18 protein-coding genes are annotated in these 22,280 nt (G+C 72.2%); 6 read left to right on the top strand and 12 right to left on the bottom strand.

Annotated elements, in window-relative coordinates:
• Window positions 1-168 precede the first annotated feature (168 nt).
• Window positions 169-1,683, bottom strand: a complete 1,515-nt coding sequence (locus IEY82_RS14635; RefSeq protein ID WP_189124655.1) for a golvesin C-terminal-like domain-containing protein — start codon at window positions 1,681-1,683, stop codon at window positions 169-171.
• Window positions 1,684-1,918: 235 nt separating this feature from the next.
• Here IEY82_RS14635 and IEY82_RS14630 point away from each other — a divergent pair, with 235 nt between their 5' ends.
• Window positions 1,919-3,940: a family 10 glycosylhydrolase gene (locus IEY82_RS14630; protein WP_189124794.1), complete on the top strand. Its 2,022-nt coding sequence runs from the start codon at window positions 1,919-1,921 to the stop codon at window positions 3,938-3,940.
• A gap of 42 nt (window positions 3,941-3,982) precedes the next feature.
• Here the strand turns inward: IEY82_RS14630 and IEY82_RS14625 are convergent, their stop codons facing one another.
• The 3 genes from IEY82_RS14625 to IEY82_RS14615 form a co-directional block, all read right to left on the bottom strand.
• Window positions 3,983-4,867, bottom strand: a complete 885-nt coding sequence (locus tag IEY82_RS14625; protein WP_189124654.1) for an NAD-dependent epimerase/dehydratase family protein — start codon at window positions 4,865-4,867, stop codon at window positions 3,983-3,985.
• Between the two features lie 129 nt (window positions 4,868-4,996).
• Window positions 4,997-6,757 (bottom strand): RNA polymerase sigma factor, encoded by a 1,761-nt coding sequence (locus IEY82_RS14620; protein ID WP_189124653.1) that lies wholly within the window; start codon window positions 6,755-6,757, stop codon window positions 4,997-4,999.
• A complete protein-coding gene (locus IEY82_RS14615; protein ID WP_189124652.1) occupies window positions 6,750-6,920 on the bottom strand; it encodes a hypothetical protein in 171 nt (56 codons plus the stop codon). Before IEY82_RS14615 ends, IEY82_RS14620 begins: the two co-directional genes overlap by 8 nt.
• A gap of 197 nt (window positions 6,921-7,117) precedes the next feature.
• On the opposite strand from IEY82_RS14615, the gene IEY82_RS14610 reads away from it, so the two are divergent.
• The gene (locus IEY82_RS14610) at window positions 7,118-8,101 is read left to right on the top strand and encodes a DUF2804 domain-containing protein (protein ID WP_189124651.1); all 984 of its coding nucleotides are present in this window, start codon (window positions 7,118-7,120) and stop codon (window positions 8,099-8,101) included.
• Between the two features lie 43 nt (window positions 8,102-8,144).
• On the opposite strand, the gene IEY82_RS14605 is transcribed toward IEY82_RS14610, so the two are convergent.
• Complete coding sequence (locus tag IEY82_RS14605; protein WP_189124650.1) at window positions 8,145-10,982, bottom strand: DUF6493 family protein; 2,838 nt, start codon at window positions 10,980-10,982, stop codon at window positions 8,145-8,147.
• A gap of 163 nt (window positions 10,983-11,145) precedes the next feature.
• On the opposite strand from IEY82_RS14605, the gene IEY82_RS14600 reads away from it, so the two are divergent.
• The gene (locus IEY82_RS14600) at window positions 11,146-12,765 is read left to right on the top strand and encodes a DUF4434 domain-containing protein (protein ID WP_189124649.1); all 1,620 of its coding nucleotides are present in this window, start codon (window positions 11,146-11,148) and stop codon (window positions 12,763-12,765) included.
• A gap of 69 nt (window positions 12,766-12,834) precedes the next feature.
• Here IEY82_RS14600 and IEY82_RS14595 read toward each other — a convergent pair whose 3' ends face one another.
• Genes IEY82_RS14595 through xylA form a run of 3 tightly spaced genes read right to left on the bottom strand, consistent with a single transcriptional unit; the run spans window position 12,835 to window position 15,838 of the window.
• Entirely contained in the window at window positions 12,835-13,938 is a 1,104-nt protein-coding gene (locus IEY82_RS14595; protein ID WP_189124648.1) for a Gfo/Idh/MocA family protein, read from the bottom strand.
• A complete protein-coding gene (locus tag IEY82_RS14590; RefSeq protein ID WP_189124647.1) occupies window positions 13,935-14,678 on the bottom strand; it encodes a sugar phosphate isomerase/epimerase family protein in 744 nt (247 codons plus the stop codon). The genes IEY82_RS14595 and IEY82_RS14590 overlap by 4 nt, the downstream gene beginning before the upstream one ends.
• Complete coding sequence (xylA, locus tag IEY82_RS14585) at window positions 14,675-15,838, bottom strand: xylose isomerase (RefSeq protein ID WP_189124646.1); 1,164 nt, start codon at window positions 15,836-15,838, stop codon at window positions 14,675-14,677. Before xylA ends, IEY82_RS14590 begins: the two co-directional genes overlap by 4 nt.
• A gap of 81 nt (window positions 15,839-15,919) precedes the next feature.
• On the opposite strand from xylA, the gene IEY82_RS14580 reads away from it, so the two are divergent.
• Window positions 15,920-17,152 carry an ROK family transcriptional regulator gene (locus IEY82_RS14580; protein WP_225262757.1) on the top strand — a complete coding sequence of 411 codons (1,233 nt, stop codon included), beginning with the start codon at window positions 15,920-15,922 and terminating at the stop codon, window positions 17,150-17,152.
• A gap of 253 nt (window positions 17,153-17,405) precedes the next feature.
• Complete coding sequence (locus IEY82_RS14575) at window positions 17,406-17,726, top strand: hypothetical protein (protein WP_189124645.1); 321 nt, start codon at window positions 17,406-17,408, stop codon at window positions 17,724-17,726.
• A gap of 85 nt (window positions 17,727-17,811) precedes the next feature.
• Here IEY82_RS14575 and IEY82_RS14570 read toward each other — a convergent pair whose 3' ends face one another.
• Window positions 17,812-18,699, bottom strand: a complete 888-nt coding sequence (locus IEY82_RS14570) for an arginase family protein (protein ID WP_189124644.1) — start codon at window positions 18,697-18,699, stop codon at window positions 17,812-17,814.
• 28 nt (window positions 18,700-18,727) lie between these two features.
• Between IEY82_RS14570 and IEY82_RS14565 the strand changes: the two genes are divergently transcribed.
• Window positions 18,728-19,288, top strand: coding sequence for a CGNR zinc finger domain-containing protein (locus tag IEY82_RS14565; protein WP_189124643.1), 561 nt, complete (start codon window positions 18,728-18,730; stop codon window positions 19,286-19,288).
• A gap of 175 nt (window positions 19,289-19,463) precedes the next feature.
• Here IEY82_RS14565 and IEY82_RS14560 read toward each other — a convergent pair whose 3' ends face one another.
• From IEY82_RS14560 to IEY82_RS14550, 3 genes are all read right to left on the bottom strand, one after another.
• The gene (locus tag IEY82_RS14560; RefSeq protein WP_189124642.1) at window positions 19,464-20,783 is read right to left on the bottom strand and encodes a DUF2207 family protein; all 1,320 of its coding nucleotides are present in this window, start codon (window positions 20,781-20,783) and stop codon (window positions 19,464-19,466) included.
• Complete coding sequence (locus IEY82_RS14555) at window positions 20,783-21,328, bottom strand: LemA family protein (protein WP_189124792.1); 546 nt, start codon at window positions 21,326-21,328, stop codon at window positions 20,783-20,785. Before IEY82_RS14555 ends, IEY82_RS14560 begins: the two co-directional genes overlap by 1 nt.
• A 90-nt stretch (window positions 21,329-21,418) precedes the next feature.
• Window positions 21,419-22,027 carry a dihydrofolate reductase family protein gene (locus tag IEY82_RS14550; protein WP_189124641.1) on the bottom strand — a complete coding sequence of 203 codons (609 nt, stop codon included), beginning with the start codon at window positions 22,025-22,027 and terminating at the stop codon, window positions 21,419-21,421.
• Window positions 22,028-22,280: the final 253 nt, after the last annotated feature.

Below are 22,280 nucleotides of genomic sequence, written 5' to 3'. Positions count from 1 at the left end.
CCGGGAAAGAGAAAGCCCACGTCATACGGCCCGCGCCGGAAAAGGGTGCGGGCCGTATGGATGCCGTGATGAACGGATTCGGAGGGGACGGTCTCGGATGGGACTGTCTTGGACGAACGGAGTCGGGTGGACGGATTCGGGTGGACGCGTTCGGGGGGACCGATCGCGTTACCGGCTGATGCGCACCGCGTCCGCGATGACGTAGCCGGTGCCGGCGGTCCACCGGCTGACGCCCACGACGTTCTGCGTGCCCGCGTTGAGCGAGAACGAGCCGATGGTGCGCCAGGCTCCGCCGCCCGATCTCTGGTCGACGTAGACGGTCTGGTTGCCGCCGGACGCCGCCACGATGTACGGCGCCGAGCTGTTGTATCCGGCGTCCGCCGGATACCAGACCTCGATCTTGTAGGTGCCGGCGCTCGGGATGTCGGCCTGGAACCAGGCCCCGTCACTGCTGGTCACCGGGGTGGCGAAGCGGTAGTCCGCGCCGTTGCGCTGGCTGGAGTAGGAGGAGGTGCCCCAGTTGGCGCTGGCGGTGAACTGGCCGGCCGTGGCGTTGTCGATCGTGGTCGTCCACGTCGGCGGCGTGGTGCCGCCACCGGTCACGTAGTTCATGTACGTGGTCCAGTTCCAGTGCGAGCCCGGGTCGGTGTGCGTGGCTCCGGGCACCTGGTTGTGGCCGATGATGTGGGTGCGGTCCTTCGGGATGCCGTACTTGTCGCACATGTAGCGGGTCAGCGCGGCCGAGGCCCGGTACATCGCGTCGGTGAACCAGGAGGCGTCGCTGACGAAGCCCTCGTGCTCGATGCCGATGGACCGGGTGTTGTAGTTCCAGTTGCCGGCGTGCCAGGCGACGTCCTTGTCGCGCACCATCTGGGTGACGGCGCCGTTGGACGACTTGATCACGTAGTGCGCCGACACCTGGGCGCTCGGGTTCTGGAACCAGGAGATGGTGCCCGCGTACGAGCCCTGGGTGACGTGGATGACCACCCGGTCGATGGCGTAGCTCGACTCGCGGCTGGACACGGTGTAGTTGCTGGAGCTGGCCGCGACCCAGGCCGCGGGCGGGTAGTCGGTGCTCTGCACCTCGGCCTGCGCGTTCAGGTCGCGGGCCTTGGCGTAGGCGCCCCGGTCGGCGGTGACCTCCTGCGCCTTGACCGTCACGCCGCGCGCCTCCAGGCCGAGGCCCAGCAGCTCGTAGACGGCGTCGGCGTACAGGCGGGCGAGTTCGGGGGAGGAGGCGTTGCCGTACTTGGCGACGGCCTGGTACCAGCGGCCGGCGTCCTTCCTGGCGGCCTCGTCGAGGCCCAGCTCGTCGGCGTAGGCGCGCAGGACCGCGGCGCCGCCGAGGATGTTGGCCTCGTCGTCGGAGCGCAGCTCGGCCACCGGCAGCTTGGTGAGCTCGGCGGCCTTCTCGAGCGTGTGCGAGGTGGGGTTGCTGACCAGGTGCATGAGGCCGTAGCCGTTGCTGGCGCTGGGCTTGCCCTCGTGGCCGTCCAGGTGGGTCTCGGCGTAGCCGAGCGCGACGAGCAGGTCACGCGGAACGTCGTGTTCGGCGGCGGCCCGGTCGAAGGCGGCGGGCAGGGGCGCCTCCTTGGCGGCCAGGGCGGGCGGGGCGCCGGTGACCAGGAGGGCCGTGAGGGCGGTGGCGACGAGAGCTGCTAATCGCGTGCGGGCGAATGCCATGGGGAGCTCCTCGTTGGGGGGCAACGGCTTGCACATTAGGTGAGTTCGCTGACAAATGTCGATAATTGACATTACTGGGGAGTTGGAAGAAACTTTTCGCCCGCGCGGACAGACTGTGAAGGTGGGTGTAGGACTCGCAGGTGTCCAGTGTGTCCCGGAAGTGAAGTTGGGCCCCCGGATCGCGTGAAAACTATTGCGCCACGAAGGGTCAGTAGTGAAACTTCTCTTCGTGACCATGCATCGCGGGAGCCGGTCAAGGCGGCTCGTCGAGACCATCGCGGGCGCCGTCCCGCGCGTCGTCCTGGCGGCCCTCACCGCCGCACTCCTCTGCGCCGTCGCGCCCGCCCCCTCGGCCGCGGCCACCCTGACCACCCCGGCCGCCGTGTCGGCGGCCTGCGCCACCGACCCCGCGAAGCCGAAACGGCAGCTCCGTGCGATGTGGATCTCCTCCGTCGCCAACATCGACTGGCCGAGCCGCACCGGCCTCAGCGTGGCGGCCCAGCAGGCGGAGTTCCGCTCCTGGCTCGATCTTGCCGTGCAGAAGCGGATGAACGCCGTCATGGTGCAGGTCAGGCCGACGGCCGACGCGTTCTGGCCGTCCTCGTACGAGCCGTGGTCGCAGTGGCTGACCGGCACCCAGGGCGGCAACCCCGGCTACGACCCGCTCGCCTTCATGGTCAGCGAGGCCCACGCCCGCAACCTCGAACTCCACGCGTGGTTCAACCCGTACCGGATCGCCAACCACGACGACCCCAGCAAGCTGGTGGCGAGCCACCCCGCCCGGCAGCGCCCCGAATGGCGCTTCGCCTACGGCGGCAAGCTCTTCTACAACCCCGGCATCCCCGCTGTCCGCGACTTCATCGAGGACGCCATCATGGACGCCGTCACCAGGTACGACCTCGACGGCGTGCACCTCGACGACTACTTCTACCCCTATCCGGTGAGCGGCCAGGCCATCCCCGACTCCGCCACCTACGCCCAGTACGGGAGCGGCTTCGCCAACATCGGCGCCTGGCGGCGCGAGAACGTCAACCTGCTCATCAAGGAGCTGGACCAGCGCATCCACGCCGCCAAGTCCTGGGTCTCCTTCGGCATCAGCCCGTTCGGCATCTGGCGCAACGCCTCCACCGACCCGCTCGGCTCGGCCACCTCGGGCCTGCAGTCCTACGACGCGATCTACGCCGACAGCAGGCGCTGGGTGAAGCAGGGCTGGGTCGACTACCTCGCGCCGCAGCTCTACTGGCACATCGGGTTCGGCACGGCCGACTACGCGGTGCTCACCGCCTGGTGGTCCGAAGTGGTGCGCGGCACCGGGGTCCAGCTGATCATCGGCCAGGCCGCCTACCGGGCGGGCGCCTCCGGGCAGGACGCCGCCTGGCAGGACCCCGCCGAGCTGAGCGACCACCTGACCGTCAACCGGGGGCATCCCGAAGTGTCCGGCGACGTCTACTTCAGCGCCAAGGACGTCAGGGCCGACCGGATCAGCTCGTTCACCACCCTGGCGAACGCCCACTACACCCGGCGGTCCCTGCTTCCGGCCCGCGGCTCGGCCGCCGCGCCGGCCGCGCCCTCGATCACCTCGGCCACCCGCGGGTCGAGCGGCGTCGCGCTCGCCTGGCAGGGCTCGGCCACCTCCTACGCGGTCTACCGCGTGGACGGCACCCCCGGCGCGGCCGATCCCTGCTTCTTCGCCGACGCCCGCAACCTCGTCGGCACCACCCGGCAGACCACCTTCACCGACACCACCGCCTCGGCCACCGCCCCCTACACCTACTACGTGACCGCGCTCAACCGGACCCACCAGGAGAGCGCGGCGAGCGCCGGCAAGCCCGCGACCGGCTCCGGCACCGGGTTCAGCGTGATCGTGGACAACGCCGGCACCGGCTTCACCGCCGGGTCCGGGTGGGGCACCTCCACCTACTCCACGCAGTTGTACGGCTCCGACTACCGCTTCGCCGACCCCGTCGCCGCCAGCGACCCCGCCTGGTTCAGGACGGCCATCCCCAGCGCGGGCAGCTACCGGGTGGAGATCTGGCATCCGGCCAACGCCGGCTACAACAGCGCCGTGCCGTACATCGTGGCGGCCAGTGGCGGCAACCAGACGATCAACGTCGACCAGCGCTCCAACGGCGGCCAGTGGCGCTCCCTCGGCACCTTCACCCTCGCCGCGGGCACCTACGACGTGGTCGGAGTCAGCCGCTGGACCTCGGCCACCGGCTACGTCATCGCCGACGCCGTCCGCATCACCCGGCTCTGACGTCGGCCTACCTCGGCTATGAACGGCCGCCCGCCGCCGCGACTATCTCGGCAGCGAGCGGCCGTTCGCGTCGAGGTAGTCGCGCCACGAGCGTTTCGGACGCCAGCCGAGCAGGCGCGCCGCCTTCGCGCAGGAGATGCCGGAGGCGTCGGGGCGGGAGAGGGGGCGCAGCTCGATCCGGTCGCCGTACCGCTGCCGCAGCACCGTGGCGAAGTCGTGCCCGCCGGCGTTGTCCGGCGAGGCGATGTAGAGCACCTCGTGGCCCGGCAGGTCGGACTCCGCCGCCAGCACGATGGCGTCGGCCAGGTCATGGACGTCGATGTAGCTCCACAGCCCGGCGGCCTGCTCGGACGCGTCGCGGACCAGCGGGCCGAGGTTGCGCTCGTAGTTGCCCTCGTGCTGCACCCAGCTCGGCCGCAGCGACAGGCACCGGATGTCGGCGCGGCGCACGGCCGCGTCCATGAGCTGCTCGCCGAAGTGCTTCGCGATGGCGTACGGGTCCTGCGGCCGGATCGGGTGGTCCTCGTCCACCGGCGCGTAGTCGGGGAGACAGGGCCGGTCGGCGAAGAAGAAGCCGGTCACGGCCTCGCTGGAGATGTTCACGAAGCGGGGGACGCCGAACCTGATGGCGGCCTCCAGCACGTTGAAGGTGGACATCAGGTTGTTCTGGAAGACCACGTGCGGGGCGTTGCCGGTCGGGTCGGGGATCGCGGCGGCGTGCACGACCGCGTCGGCGCCCCGGACGGCCGCGTACGCCTGCCCCGCGTCGGTCAGGTCGGCCTGGAAGTAGTGCGGGGCGCCGGGCTCGGGCCGTTCGAACACCGGCCGGCCGACGTCGACTGCGGTCACCTCGTGACCGGCGTCGAGCAGCACCCGGGTGGCGGCCCGTCCGACCTTGCCGTGCGCACCGGTGACGACGACGTGCATGGGCCACTCCCTGGGAAGCCGTGCCTGTTGTGTCGCGCTGTCCAACCGGAGAATGCCCGGTCGGTCAGGAAATCACCAGTCATGTCCGGTCGCTCGTGATGCGCCGCCGAGCCCGTACGGGCTCGTGGATCACCCGGGGACGTAGAGGTACATCACCACCGTCCGGGGACCGCCCATCGTGAACGCGCAGGACTTCGACTGCCCGCCGCAGGGGCCCTGGCGCCATTCGGCCAGGTCGTCCGCCGCCTGCAGCGTGACCTCGGCGCCCTCGGCCACCTGCCACGAGCAGTCGTGATCGGTGTTGCCGGGCTGCTCGCAGATGCCGAGGCTCTTGCCGTCGGCGGTCGCCTTCAGGTGGGCGCCGTAGCCGGTGAGCCGCACGGTCAGAGTGTGGAGGGGCGTCGCGGGCACGGGTTGCGGCTGCACCGGCTGCACCGGCTGCACCGGCTGCACCGGCTGCACGACGACGGGATGCTGCTGCTGGTCGGCCGGGGTCTGCGCTTGCTGCTGCTCCGAGGTCGCGCCCTGCCCGGAGCCCGAGTCCTGCCCGGAGCCCGACTCCTGCTCGGGTGCGGTCTCCGCCTCGGGGGCCTTGGGGCCATGTTCCTCCTCGGTCTCCGCCTCGGGATAGGTCTCGACCTCCGGGCCCGACTCCTGTCCGGGGGGCGTCCCCTGGTCCGGCTGGGTGAGCCGTGGGGCGTCGGTGGTGTCCTCGCCGTCCCCGTGCCGGTCGGCATCGGACGTCGCCGCCTGGCGGCCGGGGTCGTGGTCCCGCCGCCCGGTGCGGTCGCCGCCCTCCTCGCCGCCTCCGGCGTCGTCGTCGCGCCGGGGCCGGCCCTCCTGCCGGGAGTCGTTGCCCCCCGAGGGGCCCGCCGCCCCCACGTACGGGTCGCGCGCCAGCGCGGGAACCAGTTCGGAGGCCAGCTCCAAGGTCTGCGGCCGGACCGCGAGCAGCAGAGCACCGAGTAGGAACACCAGCGTCCACGCCGTGAGCGCCCGCCCCGTATGGGCAGGCCCACGCGGCGGCCGGGGACGGCGGGACCTCGGCACCCTGGCAGGGCGGGATCTCGGCACCCTGGCAGGGCGGGATCTCGGCACCCTGGCAGGGCGGGTGGCCGTCTCGGCGCTGACCAGTTCGAGGGTGTCGCGGATCTGGTCGACGAGCTCGGGACCGAGCAGGAACGGAGCGCCGCGGAGCGTTCGGGCGAGCGGGTCCCATTCCGCCTTCGCGCAGACCGGGCAGGTGCCGAGATGCGTGACGACCGCGTTCAGGTGCGTGCGACTGATGCGGCCCGCGCGCCGGCCCTCGTGCGCGGTCTGGACGGCACTCTCCAGGCCGGGACAGGCGGACGGCTGCGCGCCGGGCCGCCCGCGCATGACGACGTGCGCGGACGCTCTGATGCGGGGACGGCCCCTGGAGCGTTCCTTCCGCTCCTTGTCGGTCAGCGGCGCGAGCGGCCCGAGGACGTCGTACTCGATCACGGAACGGGCGGCCTGCTCGAACGGCTCGGGAAGCGCGGCCAGTGCCTCGTCCAGCGTCCTGGTGAAGTCGGTGTCCAGGAACGTCTCCAACGGGTCGTCCGGAGCCGGGCGGTCGAGGACGGACAGGTCGTCTTCGCGGTATTCGGCGACCGACTTGCGGTGTCTCGATTCGCGGTACTTGAGGCTGGCGTTTTTAGCAGCCTTCGCGATATATGCCGTGATGTCCTGGATTTTGCCTAGTTCGCCCGGTGTGCGGAAATGCTGGAAAAGCGTGACCATCGTTTGCTGGATGGCCTCGTCGGCGTCGTGGCGATCGACGAGGATCTCGTTGCAGATCTTGGCGATGTACGGCCGGTGGCGGCGCAGTAGTTCCTCGACCGGTCGGCCGTTCCTTTCGATGTCAGACATGCCGTCGCTCCTCCTCCTTGTCCAGGATGCTGCGAAAACGCCGCGTACGCGGACGGAAGCGAGAACCTCGCAACATTCGTTTCGCGTAAAACCAGAGCGTTGCTGTTGATATGTCGGCAATAATCGCGACGAGAATCGCGTCGATCAATGTCCCGTCGTTCATGGATTCACCTCCCGGAGGATCGGCCGAGTGGTCTTCGCCCGGCCTTCTTTGCTCCTCTAGAGGCCGGCGGCGCCATGATCGTGACGGTTTCCGGGCAGGGAATTTCTCGCCGTTACGCGCGAGCGGTCGCGCCCCCGTCGGCTCGCCCGGACCGGTGCCCCCGGGCGGGCCACAGGATGTGGCGCTAGCCTTCGGTCATGTCGACGCACGAACGGGAGATAACAACCCGTACCGACCTATGTCTGCCCAACGGGCGGCTCAACCCGGACGCGGTCGGATGGACGCGGCGCCCGCTGCACCGGGGCAACCTGCGCGGCTGGGGCCGGGCCAAGCGCTGGGAGTACTGGGGGATCGTCACCCCCTCACACGTGATCGGGCTCGTGGCGTCGTCACTCGACTACGCGGGCGTCCACGGCGTCTACGTCCTCGACCGCGCCACCGGCGTCGAGCTCTCGAAGGACGCCGTGGTGCCGCTGGCCCGAGGAGCCGTCTTCCCCGACCGCAGCGGCGAGGGCACGGCCCGTGTCAGCGGCGGCGGCGTGACCATCGACATCGTCCAGTCGCCCGGCGGCACCTCGCTGCGCGCCCTGGCGTCCGGCATCGAGCTGGACGTCGAGATCCCGTCGCCGGAGGGCCACGAGTCGCTCGGCGTGGTGGTGCCCTGGGGGCCGACGCGGTTCCAGTACACGGTCAAGGACCTCGGCCGGCCCGTACACGGCGTGCTGCGGCTGGCGTCGGGAGAGCACCGGCTGACCGAGGCCGACTCGTTCGCGGTGCTCGACCACGGGCGCGGCAAGTGGCCCTACTCCATGACCTGGAACTGGGCCGCCGGCTGCGCGCCCGGCCTGGCGATCCAGCTCGGCGGCAAGTGGACCGACGGCACCGGCATGACCGAGAACGCGCTGTTCGTGGACGGCCGGCTGCACAAGATCGGCGAAGAGCTGACCTGGACCTACGACCGCGACGACTGGCTGCGCCCGTGGCGGATCACCGGTGAGCGGGTCGAGGTGGAGTTCACCCCCTTCCACGACAAGATCTCGCGGACCGAGCTGGGTGTGGTGGGCAGCCTGACGCACCAGTGCTTCGGCCACTTCACCGGCCGGGCGCGCGCCGACGACGGCGGCTGGGTCGAGTTCGACGGCCTGACCGGCTGGGCCGAGGAGGCGCGCCAGCGCTGGTGATCGCCTCGCCCGACCGGCCGTGCGTCAGCCGATGCCGGCCGGGTCATCCCAGGTCGGCCGCCAGTGTCCGGGCGAGGCGGAGGATTCTGCCGGTGCCTCTGCGGGCCGCGAAGGCGGTCAGGGCCGGGAGCTCGCCGCGCGCCTCCGACCAGCGGGCCACCCGGATGGCCAGGACGACCAGGTCGAGGTGCGCCTTGGTCGGGTGGGCGGTGTTCTCGGGAAGCAGAGGCGGCATCGCCGTGGTGAGGATCCGCCACACCTCGTGGTGCATGCCGTGGCGGGCCTCCGCGTCCAGCCTGTCGACGAGTGCGCGCAGGGTGATCTCATCCCTGAGCACCCTCTGGGCCAGCACGACGCCCAGGTGCTCGGCCGGGAGGTCGCCGGCGGCGGCCAGCCGGCGCAGGGCGCGCAGCGCGGGCGCCGTGTCGTTCTCGGCGTAAGGCCGGGGGAAGATCCGGTACGCCAGCAGGAGGGCGAGGGCCGATCCGGCGGGCCCGGCGGTCTCGGCCAGGTCGCACAGGAGACTGGACGGCATCTGCGCCTGCGGCGGGAGCAACTGGTGCCCGATCAGGTGGGCTGCCACGACCTCCCGGTGCGACGGCAGGACCCCGGGCCAGCGGTCCATCATGTCGCCGAGGTGCCCGTCGCAGACGTAGTTGACGTGCCGGGGCTGGTCCGCGAGCAGCTCGTCCACCAGCGGCAGGCCCGTCGGCGCGGCCTCGACCGTGGTGACCATCCAGATCCGGCTACCCAGGCCGTCGTCCGCTCCCGACCGGGTGATCCGCACGACGGGGTCGGGCAGGCCGTCGCCCGCCAGCCAGCGGGCCGCCCGGCGACCCGCGTCCGACGTGAGGCGCGCGGCGCGTGCGGTCACGGCCGGGTCGATCTCGCGGGGCAGCCTGACCAACGCCTGCTGGAAGTCGGCGGGCAGCGGCTCGGCCCCCGCCGCCTCCAGGGTCTCCAGCCCGGCCACCAGCTCGTCCGGATCGACGTGACCGGTCGACAGGGCGGGCCGGGCGAGCAGCAGCGGCGGCAGGGTCCCGGAACGGGCGGCGGCGCGGACCTCCGCGTACCTGTGCAGGATGAACCGGTGCAGCGGCGAGGCCCGCCTGGCCACCGGAAGCCGGTCGGGCTCGTCGTGCATGGTCGCCGGAAGCCGGTCGGGCTCGTCGTGCATGGTCGCCGGAAGCCCACGGTCGCGGCGCAGCTGGTACATGAACGCGGCGCTCTCGGTCGGGTACGCCCGCCCCGGGTCCACCAGGTCGCCGGCGAGAACGCGCATCCAGGTGCCGTGCTCGCGCCACTCGTCGCGGAGGAGGCGCCAGTCCTCGGTCTCGGCGACGGGGGCCAGCGCCGTGCGCAGCGCCCGCGGATCGCGGGTGGCGAGGTGGACGAAGGCCGCGAGTGTTCGCTCGGCCGCCTGCGGCGTCTCGTCCAGGCACAGCTCGGCCAGCTCCCTGGCGGCGCCCGGAGGCGCGACGGCCGGGACCGGCCGGCGCGGCGCGGGCAGCCGCTGGGGGACGAACGCCTCCTCGGGGTCGGGCACGGGCTCCGGCTGCTCGACCGGCTCGCCGCCGATGGCGGCGACCAGCCGGTTGTGCAGGTCGGGCGGCAGTGTGCCGGTGCCCTCCCGCAGGGTCTCCAGGCCGGCCTCCGTGAAGTGCCGGGCGTGCCGGACCGCGAGCCGCACCGCCGTCTCCTGTACGCTCCACGACTCGTGGCCGAAGGCCATGGCCAGGGCGGGCGACAGGTCATCGGCCCGCCCCGGCGCCTGACGTAGCGACTCCCGCAGCCAGCTCAGCCCGGCCCGGACCAGCCCGGCCTCCGCCCGGAACAGCAGCCCCTCCAGCGCCTCCACCACGTCGGCCGGGTCGAGCGCGGGCAGCGCACGCAGGTGCCGCAGCGACAGCTCGGCCACCGGTCCCGGCGCGGTGGGCAGCAGCCGCGCGTAGTCGATGGCGTGCGGCGCGAGCTCGGCGGGCGTCGGTTGGAGCTGCTCGTGCAGCCGGGCGAAGAACCGCAGGTCGGGGCCGTCTCCGCCACGCAGGAAGCGGCGTCGGCAGCCGTCGAGCAGCAGGTCGCGGCTCACCTCGCCCTTCGCGGCGAGGTCGCACAGGAGTGAGAGCCACGTGCGGTCGTCGCGGAGTCGCCGCCCGACGCCCTCGGCCTCGAAGATCCGCGGCAGCAGGTGCTCGCGCAGCGGATCGTCCCGCCTCGGCTCCTCTGACACCCATCCGACGACCAGCGGGTCGTGCTCGGGCGGCGTCGCCCCCGTACGGCGGAACAGGGCCAGGGCCAGCGGGAGGTTCAGATTCCGAGGGGCGCGGCGGCGCACGGGACGCAGGCGCAGCGCCAGCCGCGTGGCCAGCTCGGCCTGCCAGGCGGCGGGACGCGCGGCGATCACCTCGATCAGCGGCTCGAACGCGGCCGTGGGATCGCCGGCGGCGTCCCAGCGATCGAAGTCGCGCCGGTTGATCCAGGTCACCACGGCCTTCGCGGAGCTGATGGTGCCCGCGCCGGCGACCCGCATCGGCTCCATCCACCCGTTGGTGTCGGGCAGGCCGTGGTCGGGCTTCGGACCGTGATGGATCCAGATCCTGGACCATGACTGCTCGAACTCGTGCTGGGAGATCTCGCCGCGTTCCTTCCGCCCCAGCAACTCCTTCTGCGTGGCCAGGAGCGCGCGCTCACGCGCCGCCGCATGATCCGCGCGCGGTTGGTGGGCCCGCTGCCGGGCCACGGCGATGTGGCCGGGCAGCTCGGCGGCCACCTCGCGCCGGGCGGGTTCGTCCAGCGCCGTCACGGTCTCGACGAGCTTGGCCAGGTCGCCGGCGTCGATGAGCTCGCGCACCACGGTCCAGGCGGCGGGGTCGGATGGCATGGCGCGTCTCCTCTGGTCGGTGCGCGGAGTCGTGATCTTGCCAGGGGCCGCCGACATTTCCCGGCTTGTCGTGAACAAAAGTCGATCAGCATCGCACAAACCGACGAGACCGGGTATGTGCGGGTATGTGCGACAACGGGTTCGGCTCATTCTCTGGTTGGTCGTGATCTTCGCGGCGGGCGCGGCCGTGGTGCCGGACGCCGGCTCCGCCGGCGAGGCCGAGTGCCCGCCGAGGGACACCCGCGTCACGGCCCCGTACGCGATCAGCGGCTACTGGGTGGTGCCCCGCGCCGACCCGTGCCTGACCCGGCGCACCGTGGAGGCGATGCACGCCGTGGGCGGCGACACGATCATCACGTTCGGCCCCCGGTTCGCGCTGAGCACCGTCGACGCGGGCGGCCGGGTGCGCACCAAGGGCGAGCCCGCTCCGGGCTTCGCCGACTGCCTGGACAACGGGAAGCCCTGCTACCTGGCCGCCCGCGACGCGATCCCCGGCAAGACGATCCGCCGCGTCTTCACGTACGTGACCAGCGAGCGTTTCGGGTCCGGCGTACTGCGCTGCGAGGGGTTGGACCGGCGGATCGAGAGCCGCGGACGCGTCTACTACCGGCTGCTGCTCGGCCGCTCCTGCGACGCCGGCGAGTACGACCTCGTCCTGGTCGCGACCGACGGCGACGGCCTGGGCAACCTGCTGACCGAGGCCGCGGGCTACGGCATGAAGGTCTACCCGGGGCTGCCCGCCGCCCCGCAGGACCCGGACAAGCCGTGGCTGCCCGACCTCGCGCACCTGGACGTGCTCAACGCCTTCACCGGGCGGGTGCTGGCCGACTACCGGGAGAGGTACGGCACGTGGCCGTCGCTGGGCGGGGTGTACCAGTCGTTCGAGCTGGCCATGCGGGACCGGGCGCCCCGCGACGAGGTCCTCACCCTGTACGCCGCCCAGCACGCGGTGGTCGCCGCCACGCTGCCCGGCCGGACGATCACGGTCAGCCCCTACTGGGACGCGCGCAGGTCACGGGGATTCCCGCCGGACTCGGTGGGCCGGGGCTTCGCGGAGATAGCGGCCACCCGGGCCGGGGCGCCCATGGCCATCGCCATCCAGGACGGTCGCGGCGTGGGCAAGGTGCCCGTGCACGGCCCCGACGAGGCCGACGCCCAGGTGGCCGAGCGGCTGGTGCCGGTCGTGGGCAGGCTGACGAACCGGCAGGCCTACCACGGTTCCACCCGTGACTACGTCGAGGCGGCGGCCCGGCACGTGACGCCGGGGGTGGAGCTCTGGGTGAACGTGGAGGTGTTCGAGCCCACCCCGGTGGCCGGCGAGTGCGGCAGGTCCGATCCGCTGCCGTTGCGCGGCCGGGCCGCGAAGAGCCGGGTCGACCGCCAGATCATGGCGGTGGGCCGGCACGCCACCAAGATCATCGCCTACGGCTGGGACCCGTTCCTGACCTGCCGGCTCAACTGGGACACCCCCTCGCTGAGCGACGACCTGGCGGCCGGCTGGCAGGAGCCGATCATCGTGCACGCCGCCCTGGACGGAGGCGACCTCGCGGTCGAAGGCCACAACCTGCGCGGCGGCACGCTGCAGATCGCCTACCGGCAGGCGGGGGCGGGCGAGGTGCGCGTGGACGTTCCGCAGGCGGCGCACACCGCACGCGGCGGGTTGGAGTCGGCCCGCGTGCCCTTCGCTCCCGACCGGCTGGATCCCGCTCACCCCTGGATCACGGTCAAGGCGGTGAACGGCGCGGGCCGTACCAGCACGAGCGGTCACACCTTTCGCGGCTGACAGCCGGCCGGGCCGGGCCCTTTCGCCCGGCCCGGCCTCGCCGGCGCACGCGATCCGTGCGGAGTTCGGTCAGGTCAAGGTGGATTCGTGTGGGTTCCAGTCAGGGGGCAGCGGCTCGGGGATCGGGCACGTGGACGCGACCGGGCGGAACTCTCCTCGCTCGGCCGACTCCTCGATGGTCGTCATGAGTTCCAGGACGTGCAGCGCGAGCGCCCCCGACGCCCGGTGCGGGGTCCCGGCGCGGAGCGACCGCGCCAGGTCGAGCACCCCGATGCCGCGCCCGGCCGTCGTACCCGCGAGGGGCAGCTCACGCCAGTCGAAGTCGCGCGGGCCACGAGCCAGCAACGGGCCCTCGAAGGTGTTGGGATCGGGCAGCGACAGGGCGCCTTCGGTGCCGATGACCTCGATCATCCTGCGGTTGACCGGAGAGTCGAAGCTGAAGGTGGTGGCCGCCATCGCGGTGCCGGGGAAGTCGATCAGGGCGTTGACGTGGGTGGGCACCTCCACCGGGAAGACCGTGCCCGCCTTCGGGCCGGAGCCGACGACGCGCTCCGGCCGGGCCCGGCGGGCGCCGGCGGCCACCCGCGCGGCCGGCCCGAGCAGGGCGACCAGCGTGGTCAGGTAGTAGGGGCCCAGGTCGAACAGCGGCCCGGCGCCGCGCTGGTAGAGGAACTCCGGGCTGGGATGCCAGGACTCCGGGCCGAGCCCCTGGGTGGCGGCGGTGACCGCGACCGGGACGCCGATCAGGCCCGAGCGCACCGCGTGGATCGTCGACTGGATCCCGGCGCCGAGGAACGTGTCGGGCGCGTTGCCCACGCGCAGGCCCAGCCTGTCGGCCTCCGCCAGCACCTGGGCCGCCTCACCCAGGTCGAGCGCCAGCGGCTTCTCGCCGTACACGTGCTTGCCCGCGCGTAACGCCCGGAGCGCGACGGACGCGTGCGCGGCCGGGATCGTCAGGTTGACCACGATCTCCACCTCGGGGATCGCGAGCACGGTCTCCACCGTGCCGGACACGGGCACGCCGTGCTCCTCGGCCACCTCCGCCGCCCGCGCCGGTTCGAGGTCGGCCACACCCAGCACCCGGACGTCCGGGAACGCGCCGAGGTGACGGAGGTACTGGCCGCTGATCACACCGGCGCCGACGACGGCGACGCCCACGGGTCCGCCGCTCAAGAGACCTCCAGCGAGGCGAGGTAGGCCCGGCTGCCGGCGAGGGCGTCGAAGACGTCACCCGCGCAGCTGTCCAGCTCGACGATCCGCCAGGCGCCGGGGGCGGCGGCGAGGATCTCCGGCACCGGCATGACACCCTGCCCGACGGCCGTGTGCGGCTCCTCCTTGACGCCGGGCCCGTCCTTGACGTGCAGCGCGAGCACCCGATCGGCCAACCGGCCGAGCAGGCCGGGCACGTCCGCGCCGCCCACCGCGGCCCAGTACGTGTCGATCTCCAGGAACACCTCCGGCGCCAGCAGGTCGGCGAGGGCCTCCAGCGCGTGGCGGCCGTCGATCCTCGGCTCGATCTCCCACCAGTGGTTGTGGTAGCCGAGCCGCATCCCGTGGGCGGCGGCCTGCCCGGCCAGGCCGTTCAGCAGGTCGGCGGTCCGGGCCAGGCCGTCGCGTGAGGTGAACTCCTCGTGCGCGATGCCGCCGGGGATGATGACCAGATCGGTGCCGATCGTGGCGATCGCGTCGAACACCGCCGCCGGCTCCTCGCCGAGTAACGCGTACGCGTGCGTGCTGGAGACGGTCAGCCCCAGGTCGTCCACCACCTGGCGGAAGCCCTTGGGGTCACTGGTCGGATCGTACGGCTCGACGGCGCCGTACCCGAGACCGGCGATCCGGCTCAGCACGCCGTCCCGGTCGGCCGCGAGCCGGTCTCTGACGGTGTAGAGCTGCACGCTCAGCGGCCTGGTCACCGGTCCACCCCGCCCCGCACGCCCAGCAGGTGCTCCAGCGCGAGCTGGTTGAGGTGGCTGAAGTGGTAGCCCCGCTCGGCCGCCGCGTCCGGGTCGAAGTCGTCGGCCGCGAGATCGGCGAGCGTCTCGCCCTCGGCCAGCGTGGGCACGGCCAGCTGGTCGACGCGCGAGGCCCGCAACGCGTCCTGAACCTCCGGGTCCGCCCGGAAGGCGCGCGCCTTCTCGCGCAGGATGAGGTAGGTGCGCATGTTCGCCGCGGCCGACACCCACACGTCGGCGGGGTCCTCGGTGCGCAGCGGTTTGTAGTCGAAGTGCCTGGGCCCGTCGTAGCCGCCGTGCTCCAGCAGGTCGACCAGGAAGAACGCGCTCTTCACGTCGCCGTGGCCGAACACCAGGTCCTGGTCGTACTTCGGGCCGTGCTGCCCGTTGAGGTCGATGTGGAACAGCTTGCCGTGCCACAGCGCCTGCGCGATGCCGTGCACGAAGTTCAGCCCGGCCATCTGCTCGTGTCCCACCTCGGGGTTGAGCCCTACCATTTCCGGGTGTTCCAGCTCGTTGATGAAGGCCAGCGCGTGCCCGATCGTGGGCAGCAGGATGTCGCCGCGCGGCTCGTTCGGCTTGGGCTCGATCGCGAACCTGATCTCGTACCCCTGGTCGAGCACGTAGCCGCCGAGCAGGTCGAGCGCCTCCTTGTACCTGGCCAGCGCCGAGCGCACGTCCTTGGCCGCGTCCGACTCGGCGCCCTCGCGCCCGCCCCAGCACACGTACGTCCGCGCGCCCAGCGACGCGGCCAGATCCAGGTTGCGCATGACCTTGCGGATCGCGTACCGCCGCACGTCGCGGTCGTTGCTGGTGAACGCGCCGTCGCGGAAGACGGGGTGGGTGAAGAGGTTCGTGGTGGCCATGGGCACCTTCAGCCCGGTCTCGCCGATCGCCTTGCGGAACGCCGCGACGGCCTTCTCCCGGTCGGGCTCGACGGCGAGCAGGTCGTCGTCGTGGAACGTGACTCCGTACGCGCCGAGCTCGGCGAGGCGGTGGACGCTCTCCACCGGGTCGAGCGGCGGACGACTGGCGTCGCCGAACGGGTCGCGCGCCTGCCAGCCGACGGTCCACAGTCCGAAGGTGAAGCGGTCGTCGGGGATTGGCACGAACGCGGTCATGGTGGGACCTCCCGCAGCTTTACCATTAAGTCCACAATCTGCACATAATCCTCGGAGGCGGATGTGGCATCGTCAAGAGGCGTGCGGCACGATTCCATGCGTGCCCGCAATCTCGCCGTGGTGCTCGGCGAGATCCGCGACGCGGGCCCGCTCACGAGGGCGGCGCTCGCGGAGCGGACCGGGCTGACCAAGACCACCGTGTCCAAGCTCGTGTCCGACCTGCTCGACGCGGGCGTGGTGGCCGAGAACGGCGCCGTGCGCGACGGCGAACGCGGCCGTCCGGGCGTCGCGGTGCGCCTCAGTGGCCACCGGGTGGCCACGCTGGGCCTGGAGATCAACGTCGACTACCTCGCCGTCTGCGTCGTGGACCTCACCCTCTCGGTACGGCTGCGCCGTACGAAAGCGGCCGGCAACCGCGACTCGCGACCGGAACGCATCCTCGCGGAGCTGCGCTCGCTGGCCGAGTCGGCCCTGATGGAGGCGGAGGCCGCCGGGCTGCGGGTCGCCGGCGCGGCGCTGGCGGTGCCGGGTCCGGTCGAACACGGGCTGCTGCGCAACGCCCCGCACCTCGGCTGGCGCGACGTCCGGGTGACGGACCTGCTCGACCTGCCGTTGGAGGCGGCCGGCCCCGAGGCACGCAACTTCCAGGCGGGCAACTCCGAGGCGGCCGGCTTCGAGGCGGTCGGCTTCGAGGCGGTCGGCTTCGAGGCGGGCAACTTCGAGGCGGACAACGAGGCCAATCTGGCGGCCCTGGGCGAGCTCTGGTTCGGCTCCGGGGCCAGGGACTTCCTCTATGTCTCGGGGGAGATCGGCATCGGCGCCGGGCTGGTGGTGGACGGCTCGGTCTTCCGCGGCACGTACGGGCTGGCCGGGGAGCTCGGCCACGTCGTCGTCGCGCCCGACGGCCCCGCCTGCCGGTGCGGCGGGCGGGGCTGCCTGGAGGTCTACGCGGGACAGGACGCGCTGCTCGGAGAGGTGGGCTCGATCCCCGAGCTGGTCGCGCGGCTGGAGGCGGGCGATCCGGCGGCGCTGGGGGCCTGCGACACGGCGGGGCGGGCGCTCGGGCTGGCCCTCACCTCGGCCGTGCACCTGCTGGACCCCGGCATGGTCGTCCTGGGCGGCGTCTTCGCGCCGCTGTTCCCCTGGCTGGAGGGGCCCGCGCGGGAGACCCTGTCCGCCCGGCTCGGCCAGATGCGCCGCACCCCGCCTCGCCTCGCCGTCTCGGCGATCGGCGCGGACGCCGCCATTCTGGGCGCGGCGGGCCTGGTCATCCAGCGGGTCTTCGCCGACCCGGCCCGAGCGCTCGGCCTCTGACCCGACCTAGCCAAAGGACGATCACCGTCTGAAGGGCGTGCACGGTCGCGGGGGCGCGGGCGGCTGGGGGTGATTGGGGTGACCTGGGGGCGGGGCTGGGGTCACTGGGGGTGACTGGGAGCCACGTCGAACGCTGTAGTTCGGACGACGACAGCCCTGTCACTTCTTGCCAAGGATCATCCGTTGTGGCGAGCCCCTTGATCTCGTAGCGTGGGTCAAGTCATCAAAGCTAACTTTTTGGGGAAAAGTGCTTATGAAGATTCGCTCAGCCCGCGTGTTAGCCATCCTGTCCACAGCCGCCCTTTCCTCGGCCGTGCTGGGGTCATCGTCCGCGGCCCAGGCCATCCCGTCCTCGTGCAGCTTCGGCTTCTACAACACCAACTCGGCGAGTTACGCCTCGTGCAGCGTGGGCACCGGGCAGTTCCGGGCCAAGCTCAGGTGCGACATCCCGTGGGGCATCGACACGGTCGCGCGCGGGCACTGGCTGAACGTCACAGTGCCGCCCAGCAACAGCATCGCGACCTGCCCGCCGGACGCGCGCAAAGGTTACGAGCCCGGCATCGAACGGCAGTAACGCCTGATCAGGCTCCGACCTGAGCGTCCTGCCGGGTCGGAGCCCGTTCCTGGGACGGGGTGCGGGCGACGGCCGGCGACAGAGGTCAGGCGGCGAGGGCTTCGGCCAGGATGTCCACCAGCAGGGCGGCCTGGGCCCCGTCCTCGTCCAGGTCGGGATCGTAGATGGTGATCTGCAGCCCGGCCGCTCCGGGCAGGCCGAGCAGCCCCCGGAGCAGGCTCCCCAGGCCGGCGGCGTCGAGCCCGCCGGGGGTGGGCGAGTCGACGGCCGTCAGCACCGACGAGTCCAGCACGTCGGCGTCGACGTGGATCCAGAAACCGTCCAGGTCGTCACGGACCAGCACCTTCCTGGCCGCCTCCAGGCCACCCAGCTCGGGGTCGGTCACGTGGGCGATGCCGGTGTCCACGAAGTCCCGTAGATCCTCCTCGTCCCGCACGCCCAGCACGATCACGTCCTCGTCGCGGACGTACGGCCGCAACCCGTCGAGATCCGTCAGATAGTCGTCGCCGCGCCCGGTCGCCAGTGCCAGATCCTCCCCGGCCGCCGAACCCACGTGCGGGGAGTTGCCCAGGTGCCGGAAGTCGGAGTGCGCGTCCAGGTACGCCAGGCCGTAGCGGCCCGTCCTGCGCAGCGCCAGCGCCGAGCCCAGCAGGATCGAGCAGTCACCGCCCAGCACGACCGGGAACCGTCCCGCCTCCCTGATCTCCGCGACCCGCTCCGCCAGCTTCCTCGTGTAGCGGGCGATGGCCGGGCCGTTCCTGACGCCGTCGCCAGGCTGCCAGGTGGCCACGTACCGGGGCGGCACCACGGCTCCCGCGTCGCTCGCCCCGATCCGCTCCAGCAGGCCGGCGTCCCTGAGCGCCCACGGCGCCTTGTAGCACCCGGGGGCCGCTCCGTCGGCCGGAGGCCGCAGCCCCAGGTTCGACGGTGCATCGAGTACAGCCAGTCGTCTGTCAGTGGTTACAATGCTCATAGTCCTGACGTTAGCAAGGGGGGCCCCGATGCGCCAGCTGGCCGAAACGGGATGGGTGGCATTGGACCTGGCCAACACCTGGGACGAATACCTCGACTCGCCGGAACGCCTGCCGGACGTCGCCGCCCTCCGCCGCTTCTGTCACGAACTGATCGCGGACCAGGTCACAGGGCGGCCGAGCAGGCCGGCCGGGGAGGTGAGAGAGGGCGACCTGGTCGCGGTGCGGGCGGTGCGAGACCGGTTGCGGGCCGTGCTGGCGGCCGAGCCGCGCGAGCGGGCGCGCGCCCTGGCGTCGTGGGTCGCCGAGCTGCCCGTACGCGCGACCGTCGAGGAGCGGGACGGCGTGCCCGAGCTGCGCCTCGCTCCCGCCCACGACGCCGGTCTCGCCGAACGGTTGGCCGTGTGCGCGATCCGCGAGCTGCTGGACCTAGCCGCCAAGGGCGACTGGGCACGGGTACGGCTCTGCGCGGCCATCCCGTGCCGCGACGCCTTCGTCGACCGCAGCCGGCCGGGGCGACGCCAGTTCTGCTCCACTCGCTGCGCCAACCGCGCCCACGCCGCCGCCTCCCGTGCCCGTCGCAGCCCCTGAAGGGTCCCCCGGGGCAGCCCCCCAGGCGGCGCCGTGGTCACCCGAAGCACGGCATCGTGACCTGTCGCTCGAACGCTCGCGAGGGCCACGACCCGGGCATCGAGCGAAACCGGGCTCCGACCTGCTTCGCGTCGGGTCGGAACCCCGTGATCGCGGACCTCGCGGCGACGGGTGGTCACCTGTCGCCGCGAGCGGCCCGGGACAACACCTCCGTCGTGTCGATCCAGCCCACTCCGCGCGCGACCCTGACGCGCACCACGTCTCCCTCCGACAGCAGCGCCCACTGCTCCCCGGCCATCCCGTACGCCCTGAGCTCGCGGCTGGTGCCCTCGTCGATGGCGCACCAGTGGACGTACTTCGGCTGGTTCTCGTTGCCCCCGGAGCGCTGCCGGCGCAGCCGTACGATCTGGCCTTCGGCCCAGCCGTGGCCGCCGAAGAGCGCGCGGACGGCCGGGACGGCGGCCACCGCGAGACCCACGGCGAGCGCGCCGGGCCGCACCAGCCCGCTCGGCCACAGATCGAACGCCGAGAGGACCAGCAGCCCGATCCACGTCCAGAAGCCCAGGAAGAACCCCGCGACCAGGCTCCTGCCGACGACGTGCAGCGGTTTGCGGCCCCAGATGAGGCGGGCCGGGTAGCGCACCTCGACGGCGTGCCACATGCCGCCGTAGTCGGACCAGGCGCGCCGGTCGTCGGCGGGCACGCTCACCGGCAGGCTGCGCACCGCGTGCGGCGCGAGCCCGAGCGCGGCGGCGTAGGCGAGCGGACGGCCCCAGATGGCGACGGCCGCGGCGGGCTGCTCGGCGAACCGACCGGCGGACAGATGGGCGCGGACCCCCAGCCAGTGGGCCGCCGCCTGGGCTCCCAGCTCGGTGCCGCGCTCGCGGTTGAGCCGCCGGGTCAGGGCCATCAGCCCGAGGAAGGCGACCACGCCGGCCCCGATCCCGCCCTCGTGCTCGGCGTCGGCCAGGGTGACGGCGACGGCGATGACCACGGCGGGCAGGGCGGCGCCGGCCGTCAGCAGCGCGAGCTGGGCCCGGCTCCAGCGGGCCCGCGACAGACCCCGCTGCCGCGCGTCGGCGATGACCTGCTTGCGGAAGCGCTTCCACCAGCTCCCGAGGTCGCGCGCGCCTTCGGCCAGCGCGCCGGTGGCGACGACGCCGTCGCGCGAGAGCGATCGGACGTGGTCGTGGACGAGCCGCTCGTACGGGTTCAGCCCGTCGGCCTGGCGGAGCCGTACCAGGGACAGCTCGGGACCGATCTCCTCGATCTGGACGGCGCCCCTGGCCGCGAGGTCGAGCAGCGTGGCCGCCGCGGCCTCCTCGCACAGCCGCCAGCCGCCGGTGAGGAGGTCGACCACGGCGGGCGGCTCGGCGGCGAAGACGCTGGTCGGCGGCACCGGGTCGGCGTCCGGAGTGCGGGTGGCGAGCGTCAGGGCGAGCAGCAGCAGCGCCCACAGGCCCAGGGCCGCGGCGACGGCCGGCCAGAGCACCATCAGAACCGCACCCGCGCCGGCCCGCGCTCCTCACCCGGTGCCTGGAAGTACTCGCGACTCGCGAACCCGCCGAGGCCCGCGACGAGGTTGGCCGGAACGGTCTGGATCGCGTTGTTGTAGGTGAGGACGGCGTCGTTGTAGTACTGCCGGGAGTAGGCGATCCGGTTCTCGGTGGTGGCCAGCTCCTCCTGCAGCTCGGCGAAGTTACGGCTGGCCTTCAGGTCGGGGTAGGACTCGACGACGGCGAGCAGGCCGCGCAGCGCGCCGGTCAGCATGTGCTCGGCGTTCGCCTGCTCGGCGGGGGTGCTCGCGCTGACGGCCTGGGTGCGGGCGGCGGTGACGGCGGACAGCGTCTGACGCTCGTGCCCCGCGTAACCGCGTACGGTCTCCACCAGGTTGGGCACCAGGTCATGGCGGCGCTTGAGTTGCACGTCGACCTGAGCCCAGGCGTTGTCGACGGCGTTGCGCCTGCGCACGAGGCCGTTGTAGACGGCGATGACGCCGACGAGGGCGAGCAACACGAGAGCGCTGATGACTACGACCATGATCACGACGGCCTCCACTGGGGGGTGAATGGGCCCATCTGAACAGGTCCGGCTTGCAGCTCGCTGTACGGCCCGCGCCCGGGCGGCTCGCTAGGCGACGGAGCCGTACGAGGGCTTGCCCGCCCACTCGTAGGTGACGTACACGACGCCGGCGCCGGTCATTGTCGACCCGGTGGCCTTCAGCCCGGCCGGCGTGGTGCCCTCGGCGAAGAGCCGCTTACCCTGACCGAGGACGACCGGGAAGATCAGCAGGCGATACTCGTCGACCAGCTCGGCGTCCTGCAGCGTGCGGATGAGGCCGCTGCTGCCCTGGACGAGGATCTCGCCGTCGGTGCTCCGCTTGAGCTCGGCGACCGTCTCGGCGGCCTCGCCCACCAGGACCCGCGTGTTGCGCCACTCGGCGTTCATCGGCGTCCGCGTGGTGACGTACTTCGCCATGCCGTTGATCTCGGCGCCGCCCTCCTCGTCGGGCACGCCGGGCCAGTGCGCGGCGAGGATGTCGTACGACCTGCGGCCCAGCAGCATGCCGTCGGCCCGCTCGAACTGCTCGCCCATGATCTCGCCGAACCCCTCGTCGACGTGCGGGGCCAGCCATCCGCTGTGCGGGAAGCCGTTGGAGTCGTCCTCGCCGGGGCCGCCGGGGGCCTGCATGACTCCGTCCAGCGACACGAAGGTGGAGACCACCAGTCTGCTCGCCATCTGACACTCCTTCTCTCGGTGTGACAGCGGGGCCCCTGAGATCCCGCCGCTCTCGGCTGCCTTCAGCATGGTGGAGTCGCCCTACGGAATTCTTAAGGTTTCCCTCGGCCGGTCTTTCAGCCGGACAACGAGTGTCCCCGGCCGTGGCCAGGGACGGTCTATGGGGCCCTATTTCACCGCGCATATCAGGTAAAGGCGGGTGGTGCGACGTTCCCCCCAGGCAGGGAGAGAAAGGAAGGTGTCGCCAGGAGTC

The organism is Nonomuraea cavernae (assembly GCF_014646355.1).
GTDB classification, from domain to species: Bacteria; Actinomycetota; Actinomycetes; order Streptosporangiales; family Streptosporangiaceae; genus Nonomuraea; species Nonomuraea cavernae.
Note: the sequence above shows the minus strand (reverse complement) of the source record. Positions and strands in the feature narration are given on the sequence as shown.

Excerpts from the sequence above, each read along its gene's own strand:
- IEY82_RS14635 (WP_189124655.1), bottom strand. The coding sequence starts at position 1,683 with ATGGCATTCGCCCGCACGCGATTAGCAGCTCTCGTCGCCACCGCCCTC.
- IEY82_RS14630 (WP_189124794.1), top strand. The coding sequence starts at position 1,919 with ATGCATCGCGGGAGCCGGTCAAGGCGGCTCGTCGAGACCATCGCGGGC.
- IEY82_RS14625 (WP_189124654.1), bottom strand. The coding sequence starts at position 4,867 with ATGCACGTCGTCGTCACCGGTGCGCACGGCAAGGTCGGACGGGCCGCC.
- IEY82_RS14620 (WP_189124653.1), bottom strand. The coding sequence starts at position 6,757 with ATGTCTGACATCGAAAGGAACGGCCGACCGGTCGAGGAACTACTGCGC.
- IEY82_RS14615 (WP_189124652.1), bottom strand. The coding sequence starts at position 6,920 with ATGAACGACGGGACATTGATCGACGCGATTCTCGTCGCGATTATTGCC.
- IEY82_RS14610 (WP_189124651.1), top strand. The coding sequence starts at position 7,118 with ATGTCGACGCACGAACGGGAGATAACAACCCGTACCGACCTATGTCTG.
- IEY82_RS14605 (WP_189124650.1), bottom strand. The coding sequence starts at position 10,982 with ATGCCATCCGACCCCGCCGCCTGGACCGTGGTGCGCGAGCTCATCGAC.
- xylA (WP_189124646.1), bottom strand. The coding sequence starts at position 15,838 with ATGACCGCGTTCGTGCCAATCCCCGACGACCGCTTCACCTTCGGACTG.
- IEY82_RS14575 (WP_189124645.1), top strand. The coding sequence starts at position 17,406 with ATGAAGATTCGCTCAGCCCGCGTGTTAGCCATCCTGTCCACAGCCGCC.
- IEY82_RS14570 (WP_189124644.1), bottom strand. The coding sequence starts at position 18,699 with ATGAGCATTGTAACCACTGACAGACGACTGGCTGTACTCGATGCACCG.
- IEY82_RS14565 (WP_189124643.1), top strand. The coding sequence starts at position 18,728 with ATGCGCCAGCTGGCCGAAACGGGATGGGTGGCATTGGACCTGGCCAAC.
- IEY82_RS14560 (WP_189124642.1), bottom strand. The coding sequence starts at position 20,783 with ATGGTGCTCTGGCCGGCCGTCGCCGCGGCCCTGGGCCTGTGGGCGCTG.
- IEY82_RS14555 (WP_189124792.1), bottom strand. The coding sequence starts at position 21,328 with ATGGTCGTAGTCATCAGCGCTCTCGTGTTGCTCGCCCTCGTCGGCGTC.
- IEY82_RS14550 (WP_189124641.1), bottom strand. The coding sequence starts at position 22,027 with ATGGCGAGCAGACTGGTGGTCTCCACCTTCGTGTCGCTGGACGGAGTC.